A 22,391-nucleotide genomic window follows, 5' to 3' on the forward strand; every position below is an offset into this window, starting at 1 on the left:
GAATGTCACGCCTCGGCAAGAAGAAGGTTTGAAGAACCAATGACACGCCCCGCCGACAAATCTCCGCAGCAAGCCGCGCCGCTCGAGCCCAATCTCGACGCGCCAAGCGATTTGGGAATCATGGTCGGTTTTCCGCCGCCGCCGGAAAAGCGCGTTACGCTCGCCAACATGATGGCGCCCGGGCATCTGCGCTGGAGCTTCATGAACCAGTCCCGGTTGTTTCCCACGACGCGCGTTTCCCGGGGGGAGGAGGCTATCGTCCCCTTCGGCGACGGACAGCAACTGGATGTCGATGGCTTGCCCATTGCATTTGAGGGAAACGACGAATTTCCGATGCAGGACTTCTATCGCCGGGCGGGCGTCGATGCGCTCCTGGTTGTGCATCGGGGCGAGATAGTGTTCGAGCGCTATTTCGGAGACATGACGGCATCCACGCTGCATGCCTTGTTTTCCTGCACAAAAGGATTTGTCGGCCTGCTGATCGAATGGCTCGTCCAGGAAGGCGAGATCGATCGCAATGCCTCTGCCGGGACTTACGTTCCGGAGCTTCAGGGGACGGCGCTTGGAGAGGCGACGGTGCAGCAGCTGATGGATATGCAGGCGCATTTCGACTTCAGCGCATTTCCGCCGCGTGTTCCGGGGCAGGTGCAGGTGGGGTACCTCGCCGCGCTTGGATTCATCGATGGCGGACCGGACTACGCAGGGCCGGAAGGCGTCTATGAAATTCTGGCGACGAATACGGCAACGGAGCCGCATGGCGGCGCGTTTCGCTATGACAATGGCAGCACCGACATGCTCGGCTGGATCCTGAGGCGGACCGCCGGAAAGAGCCTCGACCGGCTCATTGGCGACCGCATCTGGTCGAAACTGGGCGCGGAGCACGATGCCTCGTTTTTCATAGATCTGGGCGGGACCGAATGGGCCGCCGGCGGCCTTTCCATGACGGCTCGCGACCTGGCGCGGTTCGGTGAAATGGTTCGCTGCAATGGCATGTTCAACGGCACTCAAATCGTACCCGACGGTGTCATTGCGGAAATCAGGAAAGCCGGAAATCGCGATATCTTCGAGGGCGATCCGATGTCCTATCCGGGGGGCTCCTATCACAATCAGTGGTGGTTCTTTCACGACGAGTTCGATTCTTTCGCCGCCCGGGGCCAATTCGGTCAGCGACTATGGATCGCGCCGACCGCGGAAACCGTGATCGTGCAGTTCTCGACCGATCCGGACCCTACCGGCAGCGAGGAACCCTTGCGCCTGGCGGCCTGGCAGACGATTGCGCGGGCTTTGGCGAGCTGATTGCCGGAAGGGGAATTCCGGGTGAAACGAGGCGATCTGTGACGCGCATTCCCGTAGGCGCCGATCGGGTCGTCAGTGCCCGCCCGCCGCGCTCTCATGCCACTTGCGGAGGATGAGGCGTGAAAGAAGCGACAGCGCCGCAAAGATGAGAACGCCGGTAAGCGAGATGAGAACCAGCGCGGCGAACATGCGCGGAATCTGCAGGCGGTAGCCGGCTTCCAGAATGCGATAGGCAAGACCCGATTGCGTGCCGCCCGTGCCGGCGACGAACTCGGCGACGACGGCGCCGATCAGCGCGAGCCCGCCTGCGATGCGCAGCCCCGCGAGATAATAGGGCATGGCGGCGGGCAGCTTCAGCAGCCACATGGTTTGGAACTTGCCGGCACCGTAGAGGTGGAAGAGCTGGATGAGGTTGCGGTCCGTGCTGTTGAGGCCGACGGCGGTGTTCGACACCACGGGAAAGAAGGCGACGAGCCAGGCGCAGATGAGCAAGGCAAGCTGTGTATCTTTTGCCCAGATAATGATGAGGGGCGCGATTGCCACGATGGGCGTTACCTGAAGAACCACCGCATAGGGAAACAGGCTGCGCTCGATCCAGCGCGAACTCGCAAACAGCATACCCAGCAAGAGACCGCCGATCGCAGCCATGGCAAAGGCCACGACCGTGATCCTGAATGTGATGAGAAGGCTGGGGAAGAGGGTGCCGAAATCCTTGTAGAGCGTTTCCGCGATCAGCAGGGGCCCGGGCAGGATATAGGGCGGAACGTGATTGATCCGGACCAGGATTTCCCAGACCGTGAGAAGAAGAAGACCGAAAATCACGGGGGCCATCTGGAACGCGACTTTGTGAACGACGGCTCGTATCCGATCCCCGTTTGCCGCGTCCGGTGTATCCGCATCGTCCTCGGGCTCTGTTGTCGAGAGTTGCTCCATTGCGTCCATCAGTGTTCGTCCTCAACGCCGGCCATGGCCTGCTTCAGCAGCCCGGATACTTCCTTGCAATACTCATTGTAGGCGGATGAGGTCCTGTAGGCCTCGGTCCGCGGGTAAGGCGCGTCGATGCCGATATCGGCGATGACGCGGCCCGGCCGCGCCGCCATGACGACGATGCGATCAGAGAGGTAGGCGGATTCGAAAACGCTGTGCGTGACGAAGATCACCGTCAGGCGCTGCTTTTCCCACAGGGACAGCAGGTCGTTGTTGAGTTTCAGGCGCGTGATCTCGTCGAGCGCGGCGAAAGGCTCGTCCATGAGCAGGACCTTCGGCCTCGTTGCCAGTGCGCGTGCGATGGAGACGCGCATTTTCATGCCGCCCGAAAGCTCGCGCGGATAGCTGTCGGCGAATTTTTCCAGCCCGACCATGCGCAACGCATCCATGACCTGATCGTGAACGGCCGCCTTCTTGTGCTTCTTGAGGCGCAGCGGAAGATAGACATTGTCGAACACGCTCGCCCAGGGCATGAGCGTGGGTTCCTGAAAGACAAAACCGATTTCCGCAAGCGGGCGGCCCTTGGAGTCGTAGGGAGTGGTCGGCCAGTCGATCTCGCCGCCCGTATGTCTTTCGAGGCCGGAAATCATGCGCAGCAGCGTACTCTTGCCGCAGCCGGACGGGCCCAGAAGGCTGATGAATTGCGGCCGGCCCGGAACATCCAGGCTGACTTTCCGCACCGCCTCGGTGCCGTTCGGATAGACCTTGCTGACGGATTTTATGGAGATGAGCGAGCGGGGAGGCGTCCCCGCCGACGATCCGGTGTCGGAAGCGCTCTCCGGGGGCGTCGCTTCGATGGTGTTCATATTCTCTGGCTCCGCATTGGCGAAGCGACGCAAAAACCGTTCTTCCTACGCATTACTTGCATCGCACTAAACTGTGATCTCGTAGCTCCGGCGCATCATTTCCTGGAAGTGCTCGTCGACGGAGCAGGCCGGATAGTGAGGCGCCTCTCCTTCTTCGCGGCAGGTCGGCAGGCAGCGCACCGGGTAGTCGTCTCGCGGGCTGAAAAACGCCGCCATGGAAAAGCGGGGCCGCTCGGCTGCGTTGTGGACGACCCTGTGCGTCGTCGAGCGGTAGCGGTCATTCGTCCAGCGGCGGATCAGGTCCCCGAGATTGATGACGAAGGTGCCCTCTATCGGTGTCGCCTCGATCCATTCGCCATCGGCGTTCAGAACCTCAAGGCCGCCGATCTCGTCCTGATGCAGCATGGTGATGGCGCCCCAATCCGTGTGTGCGCCTGCGCCGATCTGGTTTGAAAGGGCGCTCGGCGGGCGCGGCGGATAATGCAGCACGCGGATGGCGCAATTGGGGGCTGCGCACGCCTCGTCGAAATAATCCTCCGGGAGGTCGAGAGACAGCGCGATGCAGCGCATGAGATGTTGCCCAAGCGTCTGTAGATGCGCCTGATAGGCCTCGAGCCTCTGGCGGAAGGCCGGCAGCTCGTCGGGCCATGGCACATCGCCTGCGCGTTTCTGCGGCGGCGTCACCATCAGGAAACTGTCTTTCAGGTCCGGCGGGGTACCGGGTTCGAGTGCCTGTTTGCCGGGCGGGTCGTAGCCGAAGCCATGCCCGCCGACGAGCTGCATCTTCCGGTCGTCCGGCAGGTCGAAGAACTGGCGCGTAACCTCCCGTGCCGCCCGGATCGCGCCGTCGGGCACGCCGTGATTGCGGACATAGAAGAAGCCGATATCGCGACAGGCAATGTCGATCTCGCGTGCGACTTTCATGCGCTCATCGAGCGACGGAGAAAAACTGTCGGCAAGGTCGATGACGGGAATGACTGGAGCGGGGTCGGGCGGATTGCGAGGCATCGGCGATGTCTTCCAGAAGCGGGCGAGGACGAGGCGCGGCCGTCATGGACAATCGATCCTGCCGCGCTTCGCCGGGGGCTATGCAAGACTGCATAAAATTGTATACAAGACAGGAATTCTGCAATTCATATGCCGAACCCACCCCGCGGATCGGAGGTCTATGTTTTTGTTGCATAAAACAGAAAGAGAGAAGTGAAGTGGGTGAAAATCGTTCTTTCCTGCAGGGCCGTTGAACAGCTCTCTGGCAATATGATGCATAAAAAATATGCATGTTGAATTTTTGCGCTGCTCTCTTTCGGGGGGAAGCCGTCATCCTCAAGCGATCACAGGATATCGAGAATGCCTGCAACCCGGATGAGCTATCGCGGTATGGCGGTAGCCCCTCACCATCTCGCCGCCGCCGCGGCCCGCGATGTGCTGGCGGAAGGCGGCAATGCCGCCGAAGCGATGATTGCCGCCGCCGCCGCGATTGCCGCCGTCTACCCGCATATGAACCATCTGGGGGGCGACGGCTTCTGGCTTCTGGCCGCGCCCGGCGCGGCGCCCGTCGGGATCGAGGCCTGCGGCCCCGCCGCGGCGGCGGCAAGCATCGACTATTATCGTGAGCGCGGCGCGCCGGATGCCATCCCCTCGCGTGGCGGTCTTGCCGCGCTGACGGTGCCCGGCGCCATATCCGGCTGGGAAAAGGCCCATCGCATGGCGCAGGACTGGGGCGGCAAACTTCCCCTGTCGCGCCTGCTGGAGCCCGCCGCTTTCTTCGCGCGCGACGGCGTGGCGGTCAGCGAAAGCCAGGAGCGGCTGACGGCGGAGAAATTCGACGAACTGAAGGACGTGCCGGGCTTTGCGCAAACCTTCCTCGCCGACGGCAAGGCGCCGTCGCGCGGTGCGAGGCTGCGCCAGCCGGCATTGGCCGATACGTTCGACCGTCTCGGCAAAGCGGGCCTGCGCGACTTCTATGAGGGAGAGATCGGCGCCGTGCTGGCGCGGGATCTGGAAGAGGCGGGCTCGCCCCTCCGGGCGGGCGATCTGGCCGGTTATGCCGCGAGATATGTGGAGCCGCTCTCGACGAGGCTTTCCTCCGGCACGGTCTTCAACATGCCGCCGCCCACGCAAGGCATTGCCTCGCTCGCGATCCTCGGCGTATTCGACCGGCTGGGCGTGCGCGAGGGCGAGAGCTTTGCGCATATTCACGGGCTCGTCGAAGCGACGAAACAGGCCTTCCGCATGCGCGACGCGCAGGTCTGCGACCCGGCTTTCATGACATGCGATCCGGCATCGCTGATTGCCAAAGACGAACTCGACCGGATGGCCGCCGGCGTAGACCGCCACCGGGCCGCGCCCTGGCCGCATGTCGCGGCGCCCGGCGATACGATCTGGATGGGCGTGATCGATGCGCAAGGGCGCATGGCCAGTTACATCCAGTCGATCTATTGGGAGTTCGGTGCTGGCGTCGTTTCGCCCTCGACCGGCGTCCTTTTCCAGAACCGGGGCATCGGCTTCGCGCTGGATGAAAAACGGCTCAATGCGCTGGTGCCGGGCAAAAAGCCCTTCCATACCTTGAACCCCGCCATGGCGAGACTCGATGACGGACGGCAGATGGTTTACGGCACCATGGGCGGCGAGGGGCAGCCGCAAACACAGGCGGCCGTCTTCACGCGGCATGTGCTGTTCGGCCGCGATCCTGGCGAGGCGATTGCCGCCCCGCGCTGGCTTCTGGGCCGCACATGGGGCGCGCAATCCATCACCCTCAAGCTCGAAAGCGATTTCGACCCCGCCCTGGTCGATGCGCTGAAGGCGGCCGGACATGACGTCGAACTGGTTGCGCCGAAGAACGACATGATGGGCCATGCGGGCATGGTGACGCTCTCGCCGGAGGGGCGTTTTGAAGCTGCGTCCGATCCGCGCTCCGATGGCGACGCCATGGGGCTCTGAGGGCGCCGGCGTCAGGCGCCAAAGGGATGCGTTTCGAGCCAGTGCCGCGCAATGTCGATACGGCGCGCCACCCACACCTTGTCGTGTCCCGTCACATAGTCGAGAAAGCGCGCAACCGCCGCCGCGCGCGCGGGCTTGCCCGCGACGCGGGCATGCAGCCCCACCGACATCATTTTCGGCTGCGTCTCGCCTTCGGCATAGAGCATGTCGAAATTGTCCTTGAGATAGGCGAAGAACTGATCGCCCGAGTTGAAGCCCTGCGGCGCGACGAAGCGCATATCGTTGGTGTCCAGCGTATAGGGCACGATGAGCTGCGGCTTGCCATGCGCGGTGTCGTAATAGGGAAGGTCGTCGGCATAGGAATCGGCGTCATAGACGAAGCCGCCTTCCTCGACGACGAGCCGCGCCGTATTGGGGCTCGTGCGGCCCTGATACCAGCCGAGCGGGCGCGAGCCGGTGACGCGCGTGTGAATGTCGACCGCCCGCGCGATATGCTCGCGCTCCATGTCCTCGGGCACGAACTGGTAGTTGATCCAGCGATAGCCATGCGAGGCGATCTCCCAATCGGCCTTCAGCATCGCCTCGACCGCGCTTGGGTTGCGCTCCATCGCCATGGCGACCCCATAGACGGTGAGCGGCAGGTTCCGCTCGGTGAAAAGGCGGTGCAGTCGCCAGAAACCGGCGCGGGAGCCGTATTCGTAAAGGCTCTCCATGGACATGTGCCGCATGTTGAAGATCGGCGGCGTACCGATCATTTCCGACAGGAAGGATTCCGATGAATCGTCGCCATGGAGAATGCAGTTTTCCGCGCCTTCCTCATAGTTGAGGACGAACTGGAGCGCGATGCGCGCCCCGCCGGGCCATTTGGCATCCGGCGGCGTCGCGCCATAGCCGACAAGGTCACGGGGATAGGCTGTCATGACGTGGTCTCTCCGGCAGCTTGCTCGCTTGCTTGGTAGACGGCGCGCGCCGCGTCGACGGCGGCGCCGGAGGTGAGGGAAAAGCCGGCGCCGCGCAGCACCGCTTCCAGCGCGCCGAGCGTGATGAGCACATTATGCTTGCGGCAGTTGTACCCCATGGCGCCGATGCGCCAGATGCGTCCCTGCAAGGGGCCGAAGGAGCTGCCGATCTCGATCTCGAAATCCTGCCGCATGCGCGCACGCACCGTTTCGCCGTCGATCCCGTCGGGGATCGCGATGCCGGTCACATTGCTCATCCTGTGGTTCGGGTCGCCGAAGAGAGTAAGGCCCATTGCCTCAAGCCCCGCGCCCATGGCGCGGCTGGCAAGCGCGTGACGGGTATGGCGGGCGGCAAGGCCTTCCTGCAGCACGATGCGCGCGCATTCGCGCGCCGCATACAGCATGGAGGTTGCCTCTGTGTGATGGTTGAGCCGCTTTTCCGACCAGTAATCCATGATCATGGCGAGGTCGAAATAGTTGGAGGCGATCCGCACGCCGTTTGCCGTGGCGGCGCCGTCGGGCGCGATGCCTTTTTCGATGTGACGACGGGAAAAGATGCGCTCCGCCGCGCGATCGGAGATGGTGATGGGCGAACTCCCCGACGGTCCCCCCAGGCATTTCTGCAGACCCGCCGTGGCGATATCGATGCCGAGCCGGTCCACCGGCAGCGGCATGCCCCCGAGTGTCGCCGTCGCATCGACATAAAGCAGCGCATCGTATCTGCGGCAGATGTCGCCTATGCCGTCGAGAGGCTGGGCGATGGTGGTCGAGGTGTCGCCATGCACGCAGGCGACGAGGCGCGGTTTCACCCGGGCGACCGCTTCCTCGATGGCGTCGAGCGGCACGGTGCGGCCCCATTCGGCCGGCACCGGCGTCACCTCCGCGCCGCAACGCTGCGCGATCTCGGTGAGGAGAAGGCCGAAGCGCCCGAAATCCGGCACGACGACGCGGTCGCCCGGTTCGAGGACGGAGACCAGCGCGGCCTCGATGCCCGCCCGCGACGTGCCGTCGATGAGAAAGGTCCAACGGTTTTCCGTTTCGAAGACCCGGCGATAAAGCGCCATGGTTTCGTTCATATAGGTCGTGAACTCGGGGTCGAACTGGCCGAGAAGCGGCGCCGACATGGCGCGCAATACGCGCGGATGCGCATTGACGGGCCCCGGCCCCATCAAAAGGCGCGAGGGAGGGTCCAGCTCGTCGAAAAGGGGATCGGGCATTACGCAGTACTCGCTTCAAGGCGGTCGATAAAACGGAGCATGGCCTCGACGGCCAGATCGGCATCCGCCGGATCGACGGCTTCGGCCGGATTGTGACTGATGCCGCCCGCGCAGCGGATAAAGAGCATGGCCATGGGCGCAATCGCCGCCAGCGCGGCGGCATCGTGTCCGGCACCGCTTGCCAGCCGAAACGGCGGAAGCCCCATCTCGCCAAGCGCCTCTTCGAGCAAGCCGGAAAGCGCCGGATCGCAGGGGCTCGGCGGCAAATCCTGCAATTGCTCGAATTCGACGCCGACATTCCGCCGGGCCGCGATATCGGCGATGCACGACATCATGCTTCGTGCCATCTCGTCGCGCAGCGTTCCGTCGAGCGCGCGAATGTCGAGCGTCATGTCCGTCCGACCGGCTATGACATTCGCGGCGCCGGGTTTTGCATCGATGAAACCCACCGTGGCGACCGCGCCCCGGGCGGCCTGCTGCCGGGCCATTCCTTCGATCGCGAGAATGGCCTCCCCCGCGCAGGCCAGCGCGTCCTGCCGCAGGCCCATCGGCGTGGTGCCGGCATGACCGGCCGCGCCGGTGAAGCTGACCTGAAAGCGAAGCTGTGCCGCGATGCCGGTGACGACGCCAAGGGCGAGGCCTTCCGCTTCGAGTTGCGGTCCCTGCTCGATATGCGCTTCGAGATAGGCAAGAACGCTCTCGGGCGCGCGGGCTGTTCCGGGCAGACTTGCGGGGTCGAGGCCGAAACTCTCCAGAGCGTCGGCAAGCGTCACGCCGTCTTCGTCTTCCAGTGCGGCGATGGATGCATAATCGGAAATGAGGCCGGCCATGGCGCGGCTGCCGATCATGGCGGAAGGAAAGCGCGATCCCTCCTCGTCGCCGAAAGCGACCAGTTCGATGGCGAAGGGAAGGCGACGCGTCGCGGCGGCGAGCTGTTCGACACAGGAAAGTCCGAGCATGACGCCGAGCGCGCCGTCATAGCGGCCCGCATCGCGCACCGTGTCGATATGAGAGCCGATCATGAGAGCGGGCGCGCCCGCCATGCTGCCTTCATACCGTCCGATGAGGTTACCGAGCGGATCGAGCGTCACGGACATGTCGGCTTTTCGCATCCACCGCTGAAGGCTCGCTATGGCGGCGGTATGGGCCGGCGTCAGAAAGCGGCGCGTCAGCATCGCCGGGGTTTCGCTATAGGGCGGCTTGCCGAAGATGTCGCAGCGGGCAACGGCGCGGGCGCCGGGAGACAGGGCTTCTATGTCGGAGATATCCGTTTCCATGCCGGTGCCTAGCCGCCCCGATAGGTCGAGTAGCCATAGGGGCTGAGGATCAGGGGCACATGGTAATGCGCCGTGCCGTCCGCGATGCCGAAGCGGATCGGGATTTCATCGAAGAAGGGCGGTTCGGGAAGATCGAGCCTGTTTTCTCTCTGGTATTCGGCGACAAGGAAAACGATCTCGTAGAGCCCGGATTCCAGCGTCGGGCTTTCGATAAGCGTTGCCCGCCCGTCGTCGCCAAGCGTGAAATCGCATGGCCCGAGCGGGTCGGGCGAAAGCCTGCGCAGGGTCAGGCGAAGTCCCGCCGCGGGCATGCCGCGCGCCGTGTCGAGGACATGGGTGGTGAGCTTGCCCGTCATGCGCCCAGGAACTCCTCTGTGTCGTAAGCGAAATACTCGTCGAGAATGACGTCTCGGTCGTCCATGAAGAGTTGGTTCGTCACCCCTTCGATGAGGCGCGGCATGGCGAATTTCATGCCGGACAAGGCCGATGCCGACAGGCCGAGGCTTGCCAGCGCCGAATAGTTGAAAGCGAAAAGGCCGTGTATGCGCGCGGCGCCTTCCGCCGTTCGCGGCGTGAACTCGAAACCCGGCCCCAGATAGGGGTGCTTGTCGATCAATGCATTGTCTTCGCCGTCCGGCGGTGTGTATCGGTCGCGCCAGCGGGCGATGTCGTCGGCGACGGCGGAAAGCTCTTCCCTCAGCGCGACGTCGGTGAGAAGGCCCGTGCTCAGGACGATGAAGTCGAACAGGAACTCGCCTTTCGGCGTGACGACGTGCACGCCGTCCTCGGTTTCCTCGACATGCGTCCAGGGTGAGCCGAGATGCAGGTGGAAGTCGGCAAAGGCGGCGGCGCGATTATAGGTATCGTTGGTAGGCGGCTGATTGTGCCGCAGGAAAAAGGAGATGCCCGCATATTTCGTGGCATCGTCCAGCGTGGCGAAATGCCGGAGGAAGCCCGCATTCTCCATATAGCGAATGGGATTGATGCGCGGTATGCGCTCGCGCCGGATAAAGACATGCGCCTCCCCGACGCCCGCCCCCAGCGCATATTGCGCATTGTCGAACGCGGAGGCGCCGCCGCCCAGTATGCCGATCCTCTTGCCCTTGAGCGCGCCGAAATCGATTTGTTCGGACGTATGGGCATAACGCGTGGGCGAGACGGCGCTCTTTATGAACGCCGGCACATGCCATTCGCCGCCGCCCTGAATGCCGGTGGCGAACACGACTTTACGCGCCAGAATTGGCGGCATGGACGATGCCGCGTCCGTTTTGACCCCGAAGAGGCCGGGTTCCAGCGGCTCGACGAGCCGGACTTTCAGGGCATTGCGGACAGGAATATCCAGCACATGCCGGAACCAGCGCAGATAGCGCATCCACTCTTCCCTGGGAATTTTGCCGAGGGCTTCCCAGCCCTCGGCGCCGAATTGCGCTTCCCACCAGGCCCGGAAGGTGAGCGAGGGGACACCCAGATCGGGCCCGGTGAGATGCTTCGGCGTGCGCAAGGTGACCATACGCGCATAGGTGACCCACGGGCCTTCCAGCCCTTCGGGGTTTTCATCGACGACGAGAATGTTTCCGACCTTTTCGCGCATCAGGCCGAAGGCGGCGGCAAGGCCGCACTGCCCGCCGCCCACGACGACGACGTCATAGACATGCCGGCCGGAACGATGGGCGCGTGGCCTCACCCATTCCCGCGCCGGATAATCCAGCATGTCCAGATCGTGGCGGACCTGCGCCGACAGCCGCGCCAGTGCGCCGGCGGCTTCCGGCGTCGGGGCATCGGCATAGGCCGTTTGGGTGTCCACCTTTCCGACTTCGCTCATGGGTCAAGCAACTCCGTCAATCTTAGTTGGGCGATAAGCCCGATCTGCCTTAACGCTTCCTGCCTTTCGGCAGCCGGTTCGCAGAGCAGGCGCCGCTCGAACTCGGCGAGGATCGTCTCTTTGGTGTTGAGACGGACGCAGATGATGAACGGCATGCCGAAGCGCGAGCGGTAGGCATTGTTGAGCGCGTGAAAGCGCTCGAATTCCTCGGGCGACAATGCGTCCAGCCCCGCGCTGGCCTGTTCGCGCTGGGAGGCGGCTGTGAGGCCGCGGCTCAGGGCGAGCTTTCCCGCCAGATCCGGATGCGCGTCGATCAGGGCGATTTGTGCGTCGTCGCCGGCGTCGGCCACGACCTGCATGAAGGCATTGTGGAGGTCTGAAAGAGTATCGAAGGGACGTTCTTTCCACGCCGCGGCGGCGATCCAGGGCGAGTGCTCGAAGACGCCGCCAAGGGCGTCGACGAAGCCCTTCTCATCCAACGCATTCAACTCCGACAAAGTCATACCGGGTGGGTCCTGTGCACATTGGCCGCCGGAAAAAGGGGCCAGTCAGCCCTAGAGCAATGCCCGTGCCAGCAAAATCGGCCGGAAATGTACACAAAAAGACGGAGCGAGCAGGTTTTTGGCTAAAAATTAGTCATAAATATTTTTCGCATGTGCAATATGTATGCAATTCAAGTGACGCGCGAAAAAAGGCTTTTCGGAAAAATCCGCGCAATACCGCGATCTTTGGAAGCGACCGCAACTGGCATGGAATTGGCAATTGTATGCAATCGAGCCCCGGGGGGCTCTTTGTTCAGTTGTGCGTGCGAAGTGCGGCAAACGATCTCGCCAGGGCGAGCTGCGCGTTCCGGAAGGGCGTGTCGCGATTAGTCGTTGCCACTAGTCCGTACAGTAACAGTTTGGAGTAGAGCAACATGACGAATAGTAAAGCGTGGGCCTGCCGGCTTGCTTTGCTCATGGGGACGGCGTCGGTGCTTGTGCTGGCGAGCGCGGGAGCGAGAGCAGAGGAAACGGCGGCGGAGACGGACGAAGCCATCGCCACCCTGGACGATACGCAAGGCGGCGCGGAGTACGGCGAAGTCGTCGTGACCGCGGACAAGCGCGAAGTGTCGCTTCAAAAGGCGCCGGCCGCCATTACCGCCTTGCCGGCGGAAGCGCTCGAACAGGCGAATATCAAGAGTGCGGTCGATCTGAACGGCGTCGTTCCCGGCTTGACCGTGACGCCGAATGAAGGCTGGTCGCGCGTGGTGGCCATTCGCGGCGTCGGATACGAAACGGCGCAGAACTCGATTGCGCAGCCTTCGGTCGCCTTCCATGTCGACGGGATCTATATCGTCAATCCGGTTGCGCTTCAGCAGAGCTTTCTCGACGTCGACCGTGTCGAAGTGCAGCGCGGTCCGCAGGGAACCGTTTACGGCCAGAATTCGGTGGGCGGCACGCTGAATGTCGTCACCAACAAGCCCAACCTCTACGATTACAGCGGTACTCTGAGCGCGGCTTACGGCACCTACAACCTCACCGACACGATTGCGACCTTCAATGTGCCGCTGATCGAGGGCGAGCTTGCCGTCAGGGGCACCTTCGAGCACATGCAGCATGACGGTTTTGCCGAGTCGGTCGCGCTGGGCGGTTACGAGCTCGACGACGCCAACAATGCGACCGGTCGCGCGGAAGTTCTCTGGGCGCCGAACGACCGTTTCTCGGCCACATTCCTCTCGCAGATCTACGATTCCAATACGAATGACGCTGCGTTGAAGAACATTCTCGATCCCGAGCCGGACCCCCGCAAGCTGACGCAGGATTATCCGGGCTGGATGAAGACGCGCCAGTATATCGAAGCGCTGACGCTGAATTACGATTTCGACTGGGCGTCGCTGAAGTCGATCACGAGCTATCAGAATGCCGCATGGCACGCGGCCCTGGACAACGACCGGCTCGACCTCGCTCACTATCCGACCGGGCACGACATCATGCCGTTCACGGGACAGACCAATGTGAGCTGGACCCAGGAAGTCAATCTGACCTCGCCGACCTCGGCCGACACCTCTCTCGACTGGATCGTCGGCGCCTTCTATCTCTACACGTCCAACAAGGCGCGCGTCGTGGAGTACTACAACACGGCCCCCAACCAGCCGACGCCCGACATTACCCAGATGCCGTCCGGCGGATTGCCGTCGAACTGGGGCTATGGCGTACAGGCCGTCACGACCCGGCGGTCCTATTCGGGCTACGGTCAGGGAACCTATCACTTCACGGATGCGCTGCGGTTCACGGCGGGCGCGCGCTACACGCATGACGAAGTGGAAGGCTGGTCGCTCTCCAATTTCGGCGCTTACGGCCCGGCATCGACCGCGAGCACGGTCGGCAACGAGCTGACCGGCAAGGTGGCGCTGGAATACGACCTGACCGACGACAATATGCTCTATGCGAGCTGGTCGCGCGGCTTCAAGCCGGGCGGAACCAACCTCAACTCGAACCCGACACTTGTCGAGAAGACGTTCGAGTCGGAAACGGTGGATTCCATCGAGGTCGGGTCGAAGAACAGGTTCTTCGGCAACGCGCTGACGGCCAACTTTGCCGCCTTCCACTATGACTACAAGAACTTCCAGTTCATCAGCGACGACCCGGTGCCCTACCAGGGCGGCGTTGCGAACATTCCGGAGTCCGAAGTCTATGGCGCGGAAGCCGAATTCGGTGCGCGTCTGCCCTACAATCTCCGTCTGGACGGCAACGCGACGGTGCTCCACAGCGAAGTCACATCGGACTTCTATACGCTGGACAGCGTGGCGGCCAACAATGCGGCGGCGACCTCCGGCTGTTCCCCCTTCGACTATGCTTGCCTGACCTACTACCGCGGTCTTGCGATCAAGAACATCAAGGGTAACGAACTCCCCAAGACGCCGTCCTTCGCGGGCTCCCTGGCGTTGACGCATACCTATGGCTTCAACGACGGCGGCACCTTCACTTCCCGCGTCCAGTATGTCTATCAGGGCGACTTCATCTACCGCGTCTTCGACAGTAGTAGCCTGGATAACATCGACGGCTACGGGCTGTGGAACCTCTACTTCGACTATATGCCGCCGGCCGGCGACTGGAAGTTCTCGCTGACGGCGACGAATGTCTTCGACAACGATGCAGTCGTCTCCCGCTTCACCAATGCCTTCGGCATCGGGACGACGGCCAGTCAATACGTACCTCCGCGTCAGGTCATTGCTCGCGTGAGCTATTCGTTCTGATGCGTCAGGGCCGCCGCGTATGCCATTGTAAGAGTACGGCATGCGCGGCGGTTATCGCCGCCATGAAACGGTGATTGGAAAGATGTGGGAGCGTGATGAAATGTCAGGTGCGATGATCGGTATACGTGGATTCATTATGCTCGCGGCGATGGCGGTCTTGTTCGCGTCGTCGTCGGCCGGCGCGGCCGACCGGATCCGGCTCGGCCTGAGCTGGCTTCCCCAGGCGGAATATGGCGGTTTCTACCAGGCCAAGGCCGACGGGATTTACGAACGCTACGGGCTCGACGTCGAAATCGACCCGGGCAGTCCACAGAAAAACCTCGGGCAGTTGCTCGCCGCGGGGGCCTATGACGTGGTGCTGGGCAACTCCTCCATCGTCTTCAATGCGAATGCCGTGGGGCTGGAGTTCGTCACCGCCGCCGCCTTCTTCCAGAAGGAGCCGACCATTCTGTTCGCGCATGACGATCCGGAGATCGAAACCATGGCGGATCTGAAAGGGCATCCGGCGGCGATCACCAATCTGAGCGTCATGTCCTTCTGGCCGACATTGAAGAAGAAATACGGTTTCACCGACGATCAGATCAGGCCGTATCCCTATAGCTATGCCTTCTTCCTTTCCAATGAGAAGGCCATTCAACAGGGGTTTCTGACGAACGATGTCGGGCAGTTGAAGCGCGAGGGGATCGCGGTCAAGACGTTCCTGCTGGCCGACAACGGATACAATCCCTACGGCAATACCGTCATCACCACGCGCAAATTCGCCGGCGAGAACGCCGATGTGCTGCAAAGATTCGTCACGGCGACAAGCGAGGGGTGGAAGGCGTTCCTTCACGGGGATTCGTCCGGGGCCGAAGCGCTGATCCTGGCCGGCAATCAGGACTACACGCCCGAGACCTTCGAGGATGCAAAACAGGCGATCCTGGAAAGCGGAATAGTCGAAGGCGGAGATGCCGAAACCGGTGGCATCGGCACGATGACGGATGCGCGCTGGAAAGAGTTCTTTCAGACCGAGGTCGAAGCGGGAAACATCCCGGACTCCTTCGACTACAAAAGCGCCTACACGCTGGACTTCGTTCATCCCGACAAGCTGACGAAGCCCTGAAGCTAAACCCGGGTCTTGTTTCCATGAGTTGAGGTAGAGTTATGCATGAAGATTTCAGGGCCGCCCTTGGCGACATTCCCGTCATCGACGATGAAGTAGGGATCAAGAGGAAGAGCCGGGACTTTTTCTGGTACAGCCCCATTCTCTTCGAGCAGCTGCGCGACAAGACCGCGGAACTCGTGGTTTGCCCGCGAGACGAAAAGGACGTCATCATGGTGGCGTCGGCCTGCGCGCGTTTCGGGGTGCCGTTGACGCCGCGTGGCGGCGGCACCGGCAATTACGGCCAGTCCATGCCCTTCGAGGGCGGTATCGTGCTCGACATGATGGGTCTGGACCGGCTGCAATGGGTGAAAGACGGCCTCGCGCGCGTCCAGGCGGGCAAACTTCTCTATGACCTCGATCAGGAGTTATGGGCTCAGGGCAAGGAACTGCGCATGTTCCCGTCCACCAAGAAGACGGCGACGATCGGCGGGCATATCTGCGGCGGCGCCGGCGGCCTCGGATCGCTGACATGGGGCTTTCTCGACGATCGCGGCAATGTAGTGGGCGCGCGCATCGTCACGCTGGAAGAAGAGCCGCGTATTATCGAACTGCGCGGCAATGATACGGATCTCATCAATCGCAGTTTCGGCACGACAGGCATTGTGGTGGAGTTGGAACTGCCGGTGGAGAACCGCACGCATTGGCGCGACATGATCGTCGCATTCGACGATTTCATTTCGGCGGTTCGATTTGCGCAGGAGTTCACGGCGAGCCCGGGCATCGGCAAACATGCCTGCGCCGTGGTCGATTCGACGATCACGCCCTATTTCGTCCACTTCGCCAAAGTCATTCCCGAGGGAAAGCCGATCGTCCTTCTGATGGTCGCCCCCTCCGGCGTCATCCCGACCGCCGAGATTGCCGCCGGGCATGGCGGCACGATCGTCTATGAGGAAGACATGGCGGAGGGAGAAAGCAACCCCGCCAAAGAACCCGTCTATGAATATTGCTGGAACCACACCACGCTCCAGGTGCTGAAGCACGATCGCAGCGTGACCTATATCCAGACGGTCTTTCCCTCCGAAACCATGTACAGGGATATCGAAGTCCTGCGTGAGCTGTTCGGCGACGAAGTGCTGTGGCATCTCGAATTCATTCGAGCCGGCTCCGACATCGCCTGCACCGGCGCGTCGGTGGTGCGCTACACCACGGCGGACCGGTTGGAAGAGGTCATGGCGCTCCATGAAAAGCAGGGCGTCACCGTCGTCAATCCGCATGTTTCCAATCTGGAAGACGGCGCGCGCGATGTCGTGTCGTATCGCGACCGGGCGGAATTCAAACTCGGCATCGATCCTTACGGTCTTCTCAATCCCGGCAAGATGCGCGACTACACGCCGGCCAAGATTCGCCGGGCGGGGTGATGCGGTCGATGACGGTTCCAAAGGATATGCCGGCTCCGCGGGTGGATATCTCGCAGATTCCCATGGAGGCGCATGAGCGCTACATGCGCCTCGCCATTGAGGAAGGCCTGCGCAATCCGATGTGGCCTTTCGGCGCGGTCATCGTCGATCCGGCAAACGGTCGCCCCGTTGCGACGGGCGCCAATGAAGCAACCGACAATCCGATTTTTCACGGCGAAATCGTTGCCTTGAACAATTTCGTGCGGGCGCATGGCGTCGATAGCCGAAAGAACGAAATCGGCAATATCGAAATGGGCGACAAGGTTCTCTACAGCACGGCGGAACCTTGTCCGATGTGCATGTCGGCCTTGATCTGGGCGGGGATCGGCGGCGTCGTATTCGGCATCGGAATCCATCGGCTGAGAGAGCTCGGTATGGACCAGATCATGATCGAGGCGTCGCAGATATGCGCGCATGCGGCTTTCTATGACGGGAAGGTTCTGGGCGGCGTACTTGCCGGCGACACGGACGACCTGTTCGCACACAGGCCGACAGGCATATGAGGGTGAAACGGTCTAGAGACGATGGATGCGAGTTTCGCCGGGCGGCGCGGCGGCGGGGATCAGTCTTTCCGCCATTGCGCCAGGTCGGGGCTGTCGGTGTCGTAGCGGATCGCCTGCAGGTCGAGCCCCTCGCCATCCGTCATCATGACGGTATAGGCCTTCGCGGCGCCAAGCTCCGCCGGTCCGAATTTGGCAGACCATCCGAGCCGGTCGAGCATGGCGCCGGCGCCGTCGACATCTTCGCTGAGAAAGGCAATGTGCAGGAAGCGGGGTACCTTGTCGCCGGCGGATTCGACGATCTCGATTTTCATGCCCGTGCCGTCGCCAAGCATGGCGAGGCGTTGCCCGTTCCCGGTCTTGCCATGGCGAATAACCCGAAGGGCCCCCGTGCCGGTCAATTGGTCGATGCGCCCGTCGAAATCTTCGACGGCGATGGCGACGTGATCGATCTTTCCGAATTGCATGGCTCACTCCAACAGGGTTTTCTCGTGTGTCGAGAGGGAATATAGCATATAATTCGTGTAATGATGATTTTAACGAGGCGCGAGGCGGCGCATTTTCGCAGACGAAGCCGCTTTGGCGGAGATCCGTTTCGGGGTGTCTAAGGAGGCCCGTTGTGTCCGTAGTCGAGGGGGAGTTTGCTCTGGATGCTGTTGCGTTTAAGGTGTGACATACGAAGGTCGGTGAGGGGCTTATCGTATGAAGGTTTGTGGCGACAAGACCGATTGGTGCCCTGTGCGGCCGTTTCTGAGGTGATTTCAGGAGCAGGTTGTGAAGAAAGAGCGGTCAACGAAAGAAGCCACGATGCCTACTGAAAGCGATGTTTTGCGCGTCGATTACGGTGGGCTTATCGCGCTGCCTCTGGATGGGGGCAAGAAGCGGCCTGCGAAGACGCGTGCCGAGGAACTTCGGCTTTGGATTTCCGATGAAATTACCAGCGGCCGGATGCCGCCCGGAACCAGGCTCGACGAAATCCAGCTGGCCGAGCGGTTCAACGTGTCCCGGACACCGGTGCGCGAGGCACTGAAGCAGCTCAATTCCATCGGCCTTGTGGAGCGCGGCGCGCGCCGGACGATGACGGTCGCGGAAGTCTCTCCAGACCAGCTCTACAGCCTGTTCGAGCTGATGGGCGAACTGGAAGTGTCCTGCGCGCGGCTGGCGACCATCAAGATGACGAGCGAGGAACGGGCATTGCTGGAAAAGCAGCACGATGTGTGCCGCCGGCTCATGCGCGAAGGGGATGCCGATGGCTATGCCAAGGCCAATGCCGTTTTTCACAGCATCATCTATTCGGGAAGCCACAATGCTTATCTCGCCGACGCCGCGCATCTCGTCCGGGTGCGTCTGTCGCCCTTCCGAAGGGCGCAGTTCCAGACCCCGGAGCGCATGGCGCGTTCCTGCGAGGAGCATGAATATATAATCCGCGCCATTTTGCGCGGCGACCAGATGACGGTGATGAACGTCATGCGCGATCATATTGCGGCGGCTCAGGGGGCTTATGTCGCCTTCGCTGCGAATGTGAAGCCGGCATCCGAGTAGCCGTCCGCCAGGGCCATCCGACGAGGTCGTTCTCTTGGGCGTCCTCTGGGGCCATCGGCCATCCATATCTGCGATATTCGGCCGGGTGCCCGCGTTATCCCGCGGCGTGAGACTGCTCGTCCCCCTCATGCGGCGAGGGCTGCTCCCCTTGCATCCTTTCTATGCACAATGTTTATGCAGAAAATCGCAAACTGCATACAAAATATCGTCTCAGTGGTATCCCCTTGGCCCCGCCCCGAAAAGCCGGAGCGAAAAAGCCCGGGATTCAGCCATTTTCTGACCGCCATCCGGTCGAGGGGAAATGGCATGCGGCTTGCTATATGTACATCGACAGAAAACAGAGCGCGTCGGGACGCCATTTTACTGAATAGCGTTCCCAGTCCGCGAAGTTGATAAATAAATGATGCCTTGTTGCTGAGGTGTACCAAGAAATCGGTGTGCATTCGGCAGTTCGGCTGGCTTCGGGCGACGTATGGGCCCGAAGGAATGCAGGGATCGTCTTTCATGTCGCTCGATCGGTATCTCGATGACGCTGCCGCCATGATCGGCCTGGAGATTCCGTCCGAATATCGCGACGAGGTTCTCGTAAATCTGGAGCGGATAGAGGCGATCGCCGCGCTCCTGCTGGATTGTCCCCCGGCCGCGCAATGCGACGAGGCGGCTTCCGTCTTTTGCCCGGGTGACGTCGAATGACCGTGGGGGATATGTCCGCGAGCGAAATGGCGGCGGCCGTCCGAAGCGGCGGCATATCGGCCGTGGAAATCCTGAACGCCTGTTGTGAGCGGATCGAGCGGCTGGACGGTATCGTCAATGCATTCACGGATCTGACGCCGGAGCGGGCGGCGCGCGAAGCGGAAGGCGTCGATGCGGCTATCGCGGCGGGGCGGGACCCGGGGCCGCTCGCCGGCGTGCCCTTCGCCGTCAAGAATCTTTTCGATATCGAAGGCCTGCCGACACGCGCCGGCTCGAAGATCAACCGGGACCGCTCTCCGGCCGGAGCGGATGCGTTGTTGATCCGTCGGCTGCGCGCGGCGGGCGCCGTTTTGCTCGGTGGGCTGAACATGGGCGAATACGCTTATGACTTCACGGGCGAAAACGCGCATGACGGCCCTAGCCGCAACCCGCACGATCCCGGGCATATGACGGGCGGTTCGTCCGGCGGCAGCGGCGCGGCGGTGGCCGCCGGCATGGTGCCGCTCGCGCTCGGTTCCGACACGAACGGTTCCATCCGTGTGCCCTCGGCCCTTTGCGGTGTCTTCGGGCTGAAGCCCACATATGGGCGGCTGCCGAGAACGGGGACCTTCCCCTTTTGCGATAGCCTGGACCATGTCGGGCCGATGGCAAGAAGCGCGAGCGACCTGGCGCTTTCCTTCGATGCGATGCAGGGCTACGACGCCGGCGATCCGGTCTGCGCCAAAAAACCGACGCGGCCCACGGTTTCCGCATTGAATGAAGGCGCGAACGGCATTCGCATCGCCGTCGCAGGCGATTATTTCGGAAGCGGCGGTGAGCCGGCGGCGCATGAAGCGGTTGCTCGTGCCGCGCGCGCCCTCTCCGTCGGCCGCGAAGTCGTATTGCCCGAAGCCGAACGAGCGCGGGCGGCGGCATTCGTCATGACGGCGAGCGAAGGCGGTTCGCTGCATCTGGAGCGCTTGCGGACACGCGCCGCCGATTTCGATCCGGATACGCGCTATCGTTTTCTGGCAGGCGCGGTATTGCCCGCGCACTGGTATGTCGCCGCGCAGCGTTTCCGCCGCCGGTTTCACGAGCAATGTCTGAAACTCTTTCGGGACGTCGACGTCATTCTGGCACCGGCAACGCCCTGTCCGGCGCCGGAGCGGGGCGAAAAATGGCTGACCGTCGGAGATCGGACGCTGCCTTTGCGCCCCAATCTCGGTGTCTTCACTCAACCGCTTTCATTCGCGGGGCTTCCCGTTGTCGTCGCGCCGCTGCATGGCGTGGCGCGGCTGCCGCTGGGCGTGCAGGTCGTTGCCGCGCCCTGGCGTGAGGATATGGCGTTGCGTGTCGCGGCGGAACTGGAACGTCTGGGGATTGCATCGGCTCCCGTCGCGGCTTCGCCCGAACCGGCAATACGCGGAGCATTGTGAGGAAATGGTTGAGGAGACGTCCCGCAATGGATGACTTGAAGCCGATAGACGGAGCGCCGGACGCAGCGCTTCCCCTCATCGACATTTCGATGTGGCGGTCGAAGGAACCCGAGGTCCGGCGCGGGATTGCGCGGCAGGTCGATGAAGCATGCCGGGAAATCGGGTTCCTTGTCATAAAGGGGCATGGCGTTCCGGCGGAAACGATCGGGCGACTGGAACGGGTCGCGCGTAGCTTCTTCTCCTTGCCGGTCGAGGAAAAGCAGGCTTTCTCCTCGCAGACCCCGGACGTCTACCGCGGTTACACGAGGATTGATTCCGCTGCGCTCGCGCGCGCCTTCAATGATGAAAAGGCCGTGCCGGATTTTCGGGAGACATTCACCGCCGGGCCTGAGGCCGCGGACAAGAACGACCCCTACTTCTTCTCCGAAGCCGGACGCGATTTTTTTGCTGCCAACATATGGCCCGACAGGATCGAAGGCTTCCGCTCCGCCTGGGAAGATTACTACGGCGAAATGGAAAAGCTGGCCGCCGAGTTGATGTGCATTTTTGCGGTCGCGCTGGGGCTGGAAGAATCCTTCTTCGCAGACAAGATCGACCGTCACATCAGCAACATGCTGGCATCGAACTATCCCCGACCAACCGCCCGATCGATGGCGAATGAGGTCCGGGCCGGTGCGCATACGGACTATGGAAGCCTCACCATCTTGCATGCCGAAGACAAACCCGGCGGGCTGCAGGTGCTCGGCACCGATGGCGCGTGGAAAAACGTCCGGATCGTCCCCGGCGCCTTTGTCGTCAATATCGGCGACCTGATGGCCCGATGGACGAACGACCGCTGGGTTTCGACCATCCACCGGGTCGTGAACCCGCCGGCAGACAGAGTTGACGGTAGCGACCGGCTGTCGATCGCATTCTTTCATCAGCCAAATTATGACGCAGTCGTTGAATGCCTGCCGAGTTGTCGTGGCGTCGAGGGGCCGTCCCATGAACCGGTGAGCTCCGGAGAGCACCTGGAGCTCAAGCTACGGCAGATACAGGCGCGGTGATCCTTGAGGCCGCATAGCAAGGAGTTGATTAGTTGAGTTCGCTGGACTTTCGAGAGGGGCATCCCGGTTCGAGCCGTGTCGTGGGTCTTGCGATCGTGCTTGGTCTTCATGT

The 22,391-nt window shown here is 62.2% G+C and carries 19 protein-coding genes and 1 pseudogene; 10 read left to right on the plus strand and 10 right to left on the minus strand.

Annotated elements, in window-relative coordinates; genetic code table 11:
• The first annotated feature begins 39 nt into the window (after window positions 1–39).
• The gene (locus FHS78_RS05910) at window positions 40–1,296 is read left to right on the plus strand and encodes a serine hydrolase domain-containing protein (RefSeq protein WP_167091658.1); all 1,257 of its coding nucleotides are present in this window, start codon (window positions 40–42) and stop codon (window positions 1,294–1,296) included.
• A 72-nt stretch (window positions 1,297–1,368) separates the two neighbouring features.
• On the opposite strand, the gene FHS78_RS05915 is transcribed toward FHS78_RS05910, so the two are convergent.
• The 3 genes from FHS78_RS05915 to FHS78_RS05925 form a co-directional block, all read right to left on the minus strand.
• The gene (locus FHS78_RS05915; RefSeq protein WP_343041929.1) at window positions 1,369–2,127 is read right to left on the minus strand and encodes an ABC transporter permease; all 759 of its coding nucleotides are present in this window, start codon (window positions 2,125–2,127) and stop codon (window positions 1,369–1,371) included.
• Between the two features lie 110 nt (window positions 2,128–2,237).
• Window positions 2,238–3,089: an ABC transporter ATP-binding protein gene (locus FHS78_RS05920; protein WP_167091664.1), complete on the minus strand. Its 852-nt coding sequence runs from the start codon at window positions 3,087–3,089 to the stop codon at window positions 2,238–2,240.
• A gap of 66 nt (window positions 3,090–3,155) precedes the next feature.
• Complete coding sequence (locus FHS78_RS05925) at window positions 3,156–4,097, minus strand: isopenicillin N synthase family dioxygenase (RefSeq protein WP_167091667.1); 942 nt, start codon at window positions 4,095–4,097, stop codon at window positions 3,156–3,158.
• Between the two features lie 339 nt (window positions 4,098–4,436).
• Here FHS78_RS05925 and FHS78_RS05930 point away from each other — a divergent pair, with 339 nt between their 5' ends.
• The gene (locus FHS78_RS05930; RefSeq protein ID WP_167091670.1) at window positions 4,437–6,029 is read left to right on the plus strand and encodes a gamma-glutamyltransferase family protein; all 1,593 of its coding nucleotides are present in this window, start codon (window positions 4,437–4,439) and stop codon (window positions 6,027–6,029) included.
• A gap of 23 nt (window positions 6,030–6,052) precedes the next feature.
• Here FHS78_RS05930 and puuE read toward each other — a convergent pair.
• From puuE to uraD, 6 genes and pseudogenes are all read right to left on the minus strand, one after another.
• A pseudogene (puuE, locus tag FHS78_RS05935) lies at window positions 6,053–6,949 on the minus strand (allantoinase PuuE); the annotation flags it as partial.
• Complete coding sequence (locus tag FHS78_RS05940; protein ID WP_167091676.1) at window positions 6,946–8,205, minus strand: pyridoxal-phosphate-dependent aminotransferase family protein; 1,260 nt, start codon at window positions 8,203–8,205, stop codon at window positions 6,946–6,948. The gene FHS78_RS05940 and the pseudogene puuE, both read right to left, overlap by 4 nt.
• The gene (locus FHS78_RS05945) at window positions 8,205–9,482 is read right to left on the minus strand and encodes an allantoate amidohydrolase (RefSeq protein WP_167091679.1); all 1,278 of its coding nucleotides are present in this window, start codon (window positions 9,480–9,482) and stop codon (window positions 8,205–8,207) included. Before FHS78_RS05945 ends, FHS78_RS05940 begins: the two co-directional genes overlap by 1 nt.
• 8 nt (window positions 9,483–9,490) lie before the next feature.
• Window positions 9,491–9,838 carry a hydroxyisourate hydrolase gene (uraH, locus tag FHS78_RS05950; protein ID WP_167091682.1) on the minus strand — a complete coding sequence of 116 codons (348 nt, stop codon included), beginning with the start codon at window positions 9,836–9,838 and terminating at the stop codon, window positions 9,491–9,493.
• The gene (locus tag FHS78_RS05955; protein ID WP_167091685.1) at window positions 9,835–11,304 is read right to left on the minus strand and encodes an NAD(P)-binding domain-containing protein; all 1,470 of its coding nucleotides are present in this window, start codon (window positions 11,302–11,304) and stop codon (window positions 9,835–9,837) included. Before FHS78_RS05955 ends, uraH begins: the two co-directional genes overlap by 4 nt.
• Window positions 11,301–11,783, minus strand: a complete 483-nt coding sequence (gene uraD, locus FHS78_RS05960; protein WP_246220359.1) for a 2-oxo-4-hydroxy-4-carboxy-5-ureidoimidazoline decarboxylase — start codon at window positions 11,781–11,783, stop codon at window positions 11,301–11,303. The genes FHS78_RS05955 and uraD overlap by 4 nt, the downstream gene beginning before the upstream one ends.
• Before the next feature lie 437 nt (window positions 11,784–12,220).
• Between uraD and FHS78_RS05965 the strand changes: the two genes are divergently transcribed.
• Genes FHS78_RS05965 through FHS78_RS05980 form a run of 4 tightly spaced genes read left to right on the plus strand, consistent with a single transcriptional unit; the run spans window position 12,221 to window position 17,586 of the window.
• Window positions 12,221–14,542: a TonB-dependent receptor gene (locus tag FHS78_RS05965; RefSeq protein ID WP_167091691.1), complete on the plus strand. Its 2,322-nt coding sequence runs from the start codon at window positions 12,221–12,223 to the stop codon at window positions 14,540–14,542.
• A 40-nt stretch (window positions 14,543–14,582) separates the two neighbouring features.
• On the plus strand, window positions 14,583–15,644 hold the full coding sequence (locus FHS78_RS05970; protein WP_167091694.1) for an ABC transporter substrate-binding protein: 1,062 nt from the start codon (window positions 14,583–14,585) through the stop codon (window positions 15,642–15,644).
• Window positions 15,645–15,685: 41 nt separating this feature from the next.
• On the plus strand, window positions 15,686–17,044 hold the full coding sequence (locus FHS78_RS05975; protein WP_167091697.1) for an FAD-binding oxidoreductase: 1,359 nt from the start codon (window positions 15,686–15,688) through the stop codon (window positions 17,042–17,044).
• Window positions 17,045–17,052: 8 nt separating this feature from the next.
• Entirely contained in the window at window positions 17,053–17,586 is a 534-nt protein-coding gene (locus tag FHS78_RS05980) for a nucleoside deaminase (protein WP_167091700.1), read from the plus strand.
• A 59-nt stretch (window positions 17,587–17,645) separates the two neighbouring features.
• Here FHS78_RS05980 and FHS78_RS05985 read toward each other — a convergent pair whose 3' ends face one another.
• Window positions 17,646–18,050 carry a VOC family protein gene (locus FHS78_RS05985; protein ID WP_167091703.1) on the minus strand — a complete coding sequence of 135 codons (405 nt, stop codon included), beginning with the start codon at window positions 18,048–18,050 and terminating at the stop codon, window positions 17,646–17,648.
• Window positions 18,051–18,390: 340 nt separating this feature from the next.
• Between FHS78_RS05985 and FHS78_RS05990 the strand changes: the two genes are divergently transcribed.
• The 4 genes from FHS78_RS05990 to FHS78_RS06005 all read left to right on the plus strand — a co-directional run bounded on the left by FHS78_RS05990 (window position 18,391) and on the right by FHS78_RS06005 (window position 22,279).
• Complete coding sequence (locus FHS78_RS05990; protein WP_167091706.1) at window positions 18,391–19,125, plus strand: GntR family transcriptional regulator; 735 nt, start codon at window positions 18,391–18,393, stop codon at window positions 19,123–19,125.
• Between the two features lie 504 nt (window positions 19,126–19,629).
• The gene (locus FHS78_RS05995; RefSeq protein WP_205305214.1) at window positions 19,630–19,818 is read left to right on the plus strand and encodes a DUF4089 domain-containing protein; all 189 of its coding nucleotides are present in this window, start codon (window positions 19,630–19,632) and stop codon (window positions 19,816–19,818) included.
• Window positions 19,815–21,233 (plus strand): AtzE family amidohydrolase, encoded by a 1,419-nt coding sequence (locus FHS78_RS06000; RefSeq protein WP_167091711.1) that lies wholly within the window; start codon window positions 19,815–19,817, stop codon window positions 21,231–21,233. The genes FHS78_RS05995 and FHS78_RS06000 overlap by 4 nt, the downstream gene beginning before the upstream one ends.
• A 26-nt stretch (window positions 21,234–21,259) precedes the next feature.
• Complete coding sequence (locus FHS78_RS06005) at window positions 21,260–22,279, plus strand: isopenicillin N synthase family dioxygenase (RefSeq protein ID WP_167091714.1); 1,020 nt, start codon at window positions 21,260–21,262, stop codon at window positions 22,277–22,279.
• Window positions 22,280–22,391: the final 112 nt, after the last annotated feature.

Source organism: Parvibaculum indicum, assembly GCF_011762095.1.
In the GTDB taxonomy this organism is placed as follows: domain Bacteria; phylum Pseudomonadota; class Alphaproteobacteria; order Parvibaculales; family Parvibaculaceae; genus Parvibaculum; species Parvibaculum indicum.